The following is a 9,880-nucleotide window of genomic DNA, read 5'->3' as shown; positions in this document are numbered from 1 at the left end:
ACGGTGAGACTATTAATAAAAAAGAAGATAAAAAAGAGGATAAAAAATAGCAGCCTTTTTATTTAATGAGGATTGATATTATGAATAAAGATGACGACCCGATTGCGGCTTTTGGTAGTATTGAAGAGGGTGATGAGCCATTAAAGCTTTATATGGATCCGACGTTATTCGATACGATTGAGAAACAAGCACAAATAGATCTGCTTACCCCTGTTTTTGATGCTATCACGTTAGCCGGTGTTGATTTCGATTTAAAAGCTCAGGATAGCGCAACAGGCAAGCGCTACATATTACTTAAAGATGAAGCAGTGGTTGATGTTTTTGTGATGAATACCGACCTTACTAATAATATTCTTAACACGATAGAGAAACATAAAGAAGACGGTTTATAGGTTTGGATAACGATACCGGCTATTACTTTATATTACAGTAGCTGATTAAGGTTTAGGTAGTTTATCGGAGGAATTACTCTGACGTTTCTGCCAAGTAGTCACGGTTTTATAACGCCAGATCGCTTTAAATGCTAAGCCGCATATAATGCTGGTAATAATGGCTAGAATAGTGATACCTAAAGAAAAAGCCGATATTGATACGGTGCCTTTATAAGTAATAAATGGATTGGCGCCGTCTGACAATGCCCATAAGCTAAAATCAGCAATCATCCTGCCAATAAGCCGTAGGCTAATCATCGGTACGTCAAGGATTTTGGCGCCAATATAATAAGCGGCATAAAAGACAGGTAAGCTGGTGAGCGGATTGGTAATCCATGTCAGACCGAGCGCCATTGGTACATTAGCACGAAAAATAAGCGCGCCGATTAATGCCAATAACATTTGTCCTGGTAGTGGAAAAAATGCGCTAAGCACACCAATATAAACCGCTTTGTTCAAGCTGTGCCGATTAAAATGCCACAAACGCGGGTCAGCAAGTTGCGGCGCAAATAGTTTTAATGTGCGACTTTCTAAAATTTGTTCAGGGGTAGGGAGCAAGTCTTGCAGACGTTTTTTTGGCACAGAATCGCCTTCGATCGTTATCTACAGCCCGCTCAATCATATTGATAGGCTAGTATGCAGTAATATTGTTAATAAAAAATACGGATAAGGATGTTATCAGAAAAACAGGATAATAATGTTGGATAATCACGATCGCAGTATGTGTCATCAGTATAGGGTAATATCAGTATAAATACCATTGCTTGATATAGCGGTTTTTATGGCTAAGGTAAGAATAACGGAACAACCCAATTCTTTATTTATGCTAATAAGAAGGTTCTTCTTAGACATAATTTAACATTCAGAATATCAAGCAAGGAGCGCTGGTGTACTGGTTAATTGGTAGCTTTATTATCATCGCTATGATGGGCGTTTTGGCAGTTGCCGATAGTATGGCGCTGCCAATTAGTCCATGGTTAATGCATATCGTAAATACTCCTATTCTATCTTTATCACTCGCTTTTCTTGTCATTATTCTGCTGGTTATTAGCCAATTCAATATACCTTTCGTCAATACCACAAACCCTTCTCGCCACTCATCTCGTTACTCTCAGCTTGCTGCTCGTATCGCCAATCATATCTTAGTCGCCATATTAGCAATCGGGCTGGTTATTGGAAGTGCGCTGCAAGCTTTGGTTAGCCATCAACAGGCAGAAGCCACAAAAATTATTGAGCCCATGCGTGTACAGGCTTTAGTTAGTATCGAGGGTATCAGTGATAGCGTCTATGATGCCACCCCTGATACTGGCTATCGGCAAGTAGCTACCATCAATTACGTAACGCCATTGGTATCTGAGTTGACGGCGCAAGATTTAGATACAGTTTCAGCGAATTATAGGGCAGGGCTTAATAATAGCCTAAGCATAGATAAGGTAAATAACGATTATTTAAGTGAAAATGATTTAAGCAGAAATAGTACCGAAAATATCGAATATCGTGTATTGCTCAATGCTTATCCGAAAAAACCAGTTAAACAGCCATTAAACAAGGCATCTAACAAACCATCTAACAAACCATCTAAGCGCTCATCGAACAAAACAACTAAGCAAAATCAGATGATAGACTTAAATCATTTGCAGCCTGGTGATAAGCTATTTATGACCTTGACCTTGACCTTGACGCTTACGCCGCTTGCTACTTCTGAGCAAGCGCTAAACAATCCTTCAGGTTTTGATAGTTATCGATGGTTACGGGGTCGTCATATTGATGGGGTAGCCAATATAATGGCTACCAGTAGCTCGACTGTGGCGCTTAATGACTCAGCGTCGCTGGTAATATCTGATGATTCTTATCTACAACGCTTACGTACTAGTATTGACCAAGGGCGTTGGCAGTTACGCCAACACTTTTATCAGGGTTGGTCCGCAAATACTGCCGCACAGCAACAAGCGAAAGCAGTAACTTTAAGTTTGCTGACCGGCGATCGCAGTTTAATTAGTCGTGATACTAAAGATTTATATCAACTGGCAGGTATTTCGCATTTGTTGGCTATCTCAGGTACGCATGTTTTGTTTTTAGCAATCATGTTTGCAGGGGCCATTGTACTATTGCTGAATCGTCTATATCCAGCAGTATATCGTTATGTATCGCGCTGGCAAGTACGTTGGTGGGTGATGATTAGCGCTGCGTTTATTTATGCGTTATTTACAGGGTTTGATGTACCGGCTGCTCGTACTGCTTGGATGTTACTGGCGGTAGGTGTGGCAAGGCTCACTTTATTGCCCATCAGTACTATGCGCGTATTATTTGCGCTGGCGGTGCTAATGGCATGGCGCGATCCTTATGTGTTATGGCAGGCAGGTTATTGGTTGTCCTTTATTGCCGTGGTGCTATTACTCAAATATGATGATACCTCACAGCAGCGTCAGCAATTACAATCAAGCCAATCACCTATCTTTACTCATAACTTTTCTCCGAATAGTCGCCCGCCGAATAATTCATCCCCAAACAACCTTTATAAAAACCGTCATGTGCTTACACATATATGGTTAGGTTTTAAACGTTTATTTAAATTACAGTGTTGGCTATTTATCGCTCTACTGCCTGTGACTTTATTGTTGTTTGGTAAGGCATCGCTGTGGGGTCTGGTCATCAATCTATTTGCGATTGGCTTATTTGGCTGGATCATTGTACCGCTGAATCTTCTAGCAGGACTTTGCTATTTGATATTACCTCCTGTAGCAGAGGGTATTTGGACGCTTGTCATTGCAATGGTAAGTAGTTTACATGAGCTGATAGCATGGCTAACGGCATTGCCTGCGCTATCAGATGCGTGGTTATATACACCTGTCAATTTGGCGATTTTACTCATGGTAATACTAGCCATGTTGCCTTGGCTGGTGCCCCGCGGTCTGATCAGTCGTTGGTTGGCAATACCGCCGCTCAGCCTTTTAGTCATGACCGTATATGCCAATCAGCAGTCATTAACCATGACCCCCAGCTTATATGTTTTGCCAACGGGGGATCAGTATATAAGTGCTTCTTTGTTACAGTATCCTGTCATCAATAACACGGATAAGAAAAATGTCAGCTGGCTGTTTTTAGCCGACCATAGACCTATGGATGCAAGAACAATGGCCAGTAGTCTGACTGCAGATAAATTATCTGCCGCACTAGAGCAACAATTGGGTAGCTTATCCGTCAATAAACTAGAGGGCATCGTAGTACAAAGCAGTAGTATTGGCGTGACTGATTCGCGCGCTTATGACAATACGCGCAATGCGATAAATCCCAAAGCCTCTGAGCTTTTGCCAATGACAGTCGCTCAGCTAAGTCAGCGTTTACCAGTTAGCCAATATTGGCAAGCAGGGCGTAGTGAGCGTTGGTCTGCGCTTCAGGAAGCTTATAAAGTAGCCAATCACTCTCAAAGTGCTATCAATATCAGTGCCCAACGCTGCGAAGCAGGTAAAACATGGCAACTAGCGAACGGTGGTTTAACGTTGCAAGCAACAACAGGTTGGAGCAATATAGAGGATGCCAGTGTTTGGGACTGCACTGTTGCTATTGATAGCAGCAAACCTATAAGGGTGCTAAAGTATCATGCAAGTGATCCACTCAAGTCATTACCTGTCACTGTACAAACTCTCACATCAGACAGCCAACAACCGACTGACCAAGCACATGCTTCTCAATCACGTCTGATTTTGAATACAGATACTCATCAGCGCGTTTGGCAAATGTGGTCATTAATGTGCTCGGCTGAGACAAAAAACACAAATGTAGCAATGAATCGCACGACATGGCTTGGTCACAGTGCCTCGCATATATCTGCTGATGTAATAAGCCGGCAACAAATACGTGAGATAATAACCTATGATGATAAGCCATTAGAAGCTGCTTTATCTGTTAATGCTATTGTCGATACTGATACCTACATTAAGCCTTAGCCTTCATCTTGATAATATTGCCATTAGAAAATGCACGCATTTCACAGATCCGCTATTGAACCATGAGCGAAATGGCACCATACTTAGTAGCCTATTCATACAGAAAGCTTGAACAGTAAGAAATATTAATTTTTGCTGTACATTAATTTTTACTGTACATAGTTTCTATATCATCTCTTTTATCGTTTTACATTGTTTCTGACTTAGGAAGTTATATGCCCAACTGGCCACCAGACCCTAACAAACGTCCTGACAATTCGGCAAATCAGCCAGTGCCGATGCAGCAGTCAAGCCAGCCGAGCGGACAAGAATGGCGACTGATTGAAAATACTTTACTAGCCAGTGTGGTCGAGCAACGTCGCGCACGTCGCTGGAGTATTTTCTTTAAGCTATTGACATTTGGTTATATTCTATTGATATTTTTGACGATCGGTCGTAGTTGCAGCACTGAAACAGCATCTGGTCTTGATGGTATCGATACCAGCAAACCACATTTAGCAGTGGTTGAGCTACAAGGGACAATTAGTAGTGGTGATGTCGCCAATGCTTATGATGTCAATGACGCCTTAACTCGCGCTTTTAAAAATAGTAATTCAAAAGCGGTGGCTCTAGATATTAACTCACCGGGTGGCTCTCCCGTACAGTCTGACGAAATCTGGCAAACCATGATGGACTTACGTAAAGAATATCCCGATAAAAAGCTTTATGCGGTGATTGGTGATATTGGTGCTTCTGGCGCTTATTATATCGCTTCAGCTGCTGATGAGATTTATGTCAATCCATCAAGCTTGGTTGGTTCGATTGGGGTTATTATGCCAAGCTATAATATAGAAGGCTTAATGGATAAGGTCGGCGTAGAAGATCGCACCATTACTGCAGGCGAGTACAAAGATATTTTAAGTTTGTCACGTCCACTCACTGATTACGAAGAAAAGCACGTCGAAAAAGTGCTGGCCAATACGCATAAACACTTTATCGATGCAGTGAAAGAAGGTCGCGGCGATCGTCTAAAAAATCCTGAACAGAATAAGTTGTTTTCAGGGCTATTTTGGACTGGCGAGCAATCTATCGCACTCGGTTTAGCAGATAAAAAGGGTAGTATCTCAAGCTTAGAGAAACAGCTAAAACTTGATAATGTGGTCAATTATACCCCAACCGATCCGTTCAGCTTATTTATGGATCGCTTTGCGGTTAAATTCGGCGCAGGCGTTGGTTCAAGTATCAATCTTGATGTGTTACCACAACAAGAGGGTAATGCGCAGATGCGTTAATTACTTTATGTTTTAGATTTAATGTGTATGATTGTTGAGGCTGAGCGTATGATTATGCTCAGCCTTAATTGTATCTCATATTCAATTATTATAAAAAATACACCAAATAGCTATTTAAATCAATGAGAGCCTGTCATGAATGGAATCAACTTGCAGACCTTTGCTGCGTTACCTGTATCTAAAATAACCCAAAAGCCAGTCATTCATTTTGCCCATGCTAATGGCATGCCAAGCGCAGTCTACCAGCCGTTTTTTGAGAATTTAGCGGAATTTTTTACGATTGAATATATTGCTATGCTGGGTAACACCCCTGATTATCCGGTCGATGATCATTGGCGCAGTCTCACACAGCAAGTTATTAATAGTGTTAAAAATACCTGTGAGAAGCATGGTGTCACCCAAGTGGTAGGCGTTGGTCATTCGCTCGGTGCTATGTGTACCTTGCAGGCACTATATCGCGCCCCAGAATACTTTGCTCAAGCGGTGCTCATGGATCCACCTTGGATTTATGGCAAAGTCAGTTTCCTATGGCATCTTGCTAAAACTGCTGACCGGTTACCAATGATGAATAATCGCTTGATGGATAAGTTATCGCCTGCTGGGGTGTCTAAGCATCGCCGTGACGTTTGGGACAGCCGAAAAGATGCCTATGATAAAATGCGCCATAAAGGATTTTTTAAAAATTTTGATGAGCGCAGTTTTCAGGGCTATATCGAGCATGGTTTACATGAGCGCGCTGATGGCAAGGTGACACTCGCCATCCCCAAAGAAAGTGAAGTTGCGGTCTTTCGAACCAATCCTTCTTGGTATTGGCTGAGCCCAAATCGTGCTCCTAAGCCACCCGTTACTCTGATTATTGGTAAGGACAGTGTGTTTTTAAAGAGCCGCTTCCCGCAGCAAATAAAGTCACGCTTGGATATTCCATATGAAACTCATGCAGGCGGTCATATGTTTCCACTCGAGCATCCAGACTCTGTATCACTGCAAGTGTTAGCGTTGATAAAACAACAATTGCCAGCTTGAGTTACGACGTTATGCTAAAGCCAAATCCAACGATGACTGTAAATAACGACTCTGCTGCACAGTCTAACTATTCGCCATTATTTTCGCGCTTAGGCACCTTGCTACTTGTCATAGGAATGGTGGTTACATTTTTTATTAGTCAATTAATAGGCGTTTATATCGCTGGCAAACTATTATTGCCTGACGCTAAAAATGCAAGTGTAGGCGATATTTTCTTTTTTGGTAGTAATGATGGAACGGTGGTCAGTGTTTCTATCATTATAGGCTGTCTACTATTAGTGGCAATCAGCGTTTTAGTCATTCGCCTAAGAGGAGGTGATTTACGCCAGTATTTGGCGTTAAAACCTTTTTCATTAGCGGTTGGCGCGGGCATGATAGGATTGCTGGTGATATTTATGATTGGCAGTCAGGCATTAACGTATTGGCTTGATGCGTCGCCGCTGACGTTTGTAGACCCTTTATATCAGTCTGTGAGCTCAGTATGGTTACTGGTTTTTGCGATGGTCATTGTTGCGCCACTTTATGAAGAGCTGATATTTCGTGGCATATTATGGTCAGCCATTGCAGAGCAATTCTCTAGCTCATTATATTCAGAGCATCGCGGGGCAATAATAGCGAGCCTAATGACCAGTTTGATATTTGCCGTCATTCACTTGCAATATGGCATTTATGAGATAAGTACCATTGTGGTACTGGCGTTGATCTTCTGCTATGCGCGTATCAAATCAGGCTCGTTATGGCTGCCAATATTATTGCATATTATAAATAATGGCGCGGCTATGGGGCAATATTTAGCGCAAGTTGCATAAAGCAATAACGGCTGTTCGCGCATACTTAACAGCCATTATGCCATATTATAAATTCAGCTAAGCATCAGGGTTTAATAGTAAAACCTCATCCGCAGCGCGTTTGATATCGTCAATCGTCAAGTGCGGTTTACCACTCAACGCCTGTCGCCATTTTCGTGCACCCGTCAGCCCTTGGAACAATCCTAAATAATGCCGTGTCATCGTTGGCAGCACTTCACCTTTAGCCATTTGCTCTTCTAAATAAGGATAGAGCTGCGCCAAAATATCTGAGCGTTTAGGTGCTGGCTCGCCCCATAAGCTATTGGCTTCTGCTAATAAGTAAGGGTTATGGTAAAACGCTCGTCCAATCATCACGCCGTCTATATGCTGCAAATGTGTGGCAATATCAGCAACCGTCTCGATACCACCATTAATCTCGATATCAAGCGCTGGAAAGTCTTGTTTAAGACGGTAAACATCCTCATAGCGCAGCGGCGGTATCTCGCGATTTTGCTTCGGACTTAAGCCTTGTAGCCACGCCGTACGCGCATGAACGATGAATCTTGTACAACCGCCCGCCGCCACCGTTTGCACAAAATCTGCCATAAACTCGTAACTGTCAAAATCATCGATACCAATACGGTGTTTAACCGTCACTGGGATATCGACCGCCGCTTGCATGTGTCTCACTAAATCTGCAACTGTATTGGGCTCCGCCATGAGGCAGGCACCAATCTTATTATGTTGTACGCGGTCAGATGGACAACCAACGTTGATATTGACCTCGTCATAGCCATGCTGCTGAGCGAATTCGGCACACTGGGTCATCTCAGCGATATCTGCACCACCAAGTTGCAGCACCAGCGGGTGCTCAAGCGTATCAAAGCGTAGATGCCGCGCGCGATTACCGTGTATCAGCGCACCAGTACTAATCATCTCGGTATATAAATAGACATGTGGGTTAAAGAGGCGAGCAAAATAACGATAATCTGTGGTGGTCCAATCGATCATGGGCGCGACTGAGAGGCGCTTGTTGGTCATATCAACCATGGTTGTTAAGCCTTAATTTTCTAAGAGGGTTTTTAAGTGTGTTCTTCAAGTGTGGTTTTTAATATTTAGACTCTATGTGGCGATGCTATATGACGACTGTATAAGGCGCAATGCTTCAACTGCGCATTGCACCTTATGGTTAATCTATAAGTTCATTCTATATAAGTAAAAGGGTCACTAAGTCAGATAGTAAGAGAACCCAATAGCAGGCAAGTTGACTAACCTTTACCTAAATGACTTCATCAATTTTTTTGAATTCAGGCAAGTTATAAAAATAAAGTCCCATTATTATTCCAATAAAACCGATGAACGCGATGTAGAGGGCGGGCGAAAAACTCACATACAGAGTGGCATAACCCAGCCCAAAAGGCACCAATACACCTACAATGCCGTAGGCGATATTATAACAAAAAGCCATTCCCGTTAGGCGTACATTGGTTGGAAATAATTGCACAAGAATAGCCGGTATCATACCAACGATGCCAGCACAAAATCCCAAAAGGGCATACATAATTAGGATGTAGTCGCCACTTGCTTGCAGATGATAAAAAAAGGCAAACATTTGGGCGATTAATAAGATAGAGCCTATCGTTAAAATTTTGCCAAAATTTTGGTGGTTAGAGATGATGCCATAAAAGACACAGCCAAAAATCATAAATACAATGCCTAGGCTGTGTGAAAAACCAAATAAATCACTGTCTAATGTAAAGCGTAATTCAATTAAATCAGGTAGCAAGAGCACGACGACGGTCGTTATACTAGAGACAATTAGGGCTAATACCATGCCAATAAATATGGAATGCTTACAATGCTTAAAGAGAAGGGTAAATGGTTTAGCAACATACTCTTTCGGTTTTGAGTTTTTCATTTGAGCAAAAAACGGTGATTCATCTATCCATCGCCATCCTAATAACGGCAAGAGGCTGAGGATGGCCGCAACAAAAAACGGTATGCGCCAGCCATAATCAGCAAGTTGGTCAACGGTCATCGAATTGCTTAACCAAAGAAAAAAAGCATTAGAGAATAATACACCCGTAAAAAAACTGGCGGTGACATAACTACAGCCCACTGACAGGTATTGGCGCGGCACATGCTCAGCTACGAAAACCCAGGCAAGCGGTACATAAAGACCAAATGCCATCCCTTGTATCAGTCGTAATATAATAAATAAAGCCGGCGCAATCAATCCCAGTTGTGCATAAGTAGGCAAGCAAGCCATGGCTAATACACTGCCAGCAGTAACCAAAATACTGATTAATAGCATGGGTTTGCGACCTTTGATATCACCATAACGACCAAAGATGACACCGCCAAGTGGGCGCGCCAAATAACCAGTGGCAAACAGTACAAGCCCCTGTATTTTTATAGTA

General features: G+C 42.3%; 8 protein-coding genes. 5 read left to right on the top strand and 3 right to left on the bottom strand.

The annotated features are described in order from the left end of the window. The first annotated feature begins 80 nt into the window (after window positions 1-80). Window positions 81-392: a hypothetical protein gene (locus CAN34_RS06745; protein WP_089554999.1), complete on the top strand. Its 312-nt coding sequence runs from the start codon at window positions 81-83 to the stop codon at window positions 390-392. Window positions 393-437: 45 nt separating this feature from the next. On the opposite strand, the gene CAN34_RS06740 is transcribed toward CAN34_RS06745, so the two are convergent. Then, window positions 438-1,013, bottom strand: a complete 576-nt coding sequence (locus CAN34_RS06740) for a DUF2062 domain-containing protein (RefSeq protein WP_254423118.1) — start codon at window positions 1,011-1,013, stop codon at window positions 438-440. 305 nt (window positions 1,014-1,318) lie between these two features. Here CAN34_RS06740 and CAN34_RS06735 point away from each other — a divergent pair, with 305 nt between their 5' ends. The 4 genes from CAN34_RS06735 to CAN34_RS06720 all read left to right on the top strand — a co-directional run bounded on the left by CAN34_RS06735 (window position 1,319) and on the right by CAN34_RS06720 (window position 7,481). Continuing rightward, a complete protein-coding gene (locus tag CAN34_RS06735) occupies window positions 1,319-4,378 on the top strand; it encodes a ComEC/Rec2 family competence protein (RefSeq protein WP_254423117.1) in 3,060 nt (1,019 codons plus the stop codon). Between the two features lie 215 nt (window positions 4,379-4,593). Continuing rightward, complete coding sequence (sppA, locus tag CAN34_RS06730; protein ID WP_089554997.1) at window positions 4,594-5,649, top strand: signal peptide peptidase SppA; 1,056 nt, start codon at window positions 4,594-4,596, stop codon at window positions 5,647-5,649. A gap of 135 nt (window positions 5,650-5,784) precedes the next feature. Next, window positions 5,785-6,672: an alpha/beta fold hydrolase gene (locus tag CAN34_RS06725; protein ID WP_089554996.1), complete on the top strand. Its 888-nt coding sequence runs from the start codon at window positions 5,785-5,787 to the stop codon at window positions 6,670-6,672. An 11-nt stretch (window positions 6,673-6,683) separates the two neighbouring features. After that, window positions 6,684-7,481, top strand: a complete 798-nt coding sequence (locus CAN34_RS06720) for a CPBP family intramembrane glutamic endopeptidase (protein ID WP_254423116.1) — start codon at window positions 6,684-6,686, stop codon at window positions 7,479-7,481. A 57-nt stretch (window positions 7,482-7,538) separates the two neighbouring features. Here the strand turns inward: CAN34_RS06720 and dusA are convergent, their stop codons facing one another. Together dusA and CAN34_RS06710 are read right to left on the bottom strand one after the other, a co-directional pair. Beyond that, on the bottom strand, window positions 7,539-8,510 hold the full coding sequence (gene dusA / locus CAN34_RS06715) for a tRNA dihydrouridine(20/20a) synthase DusA (protein ID WP_089554995.1): 972 nt from the start codon (window positions 8,508-8,510) through the stop codon (window positions 7,539-7,541). Between the two features lie 229 nt (window positions 8,511-8,739). Further along, on the bottom strand, window positions 8,740-9,880 hold a 1,141-nt coding region (locus CAN34_RS06710; RefSeq protein WP_121509226.1), incomplete at its 5' end, for an MFS transporter.

The organism is Psychrobacter sp. DAB_AL32B (genome assembly GCF_002224105.1).
In the GTDB taxonomy this organism is placed as follows: Bacteria; Pseudomonadota; Gammaproteobacteria; order Pseudomonadales; family Moraxellaceae; genus Psychrobacter.
This window is presented reverse-complemented; position numbering and strand designations above follow the sequence as displayed.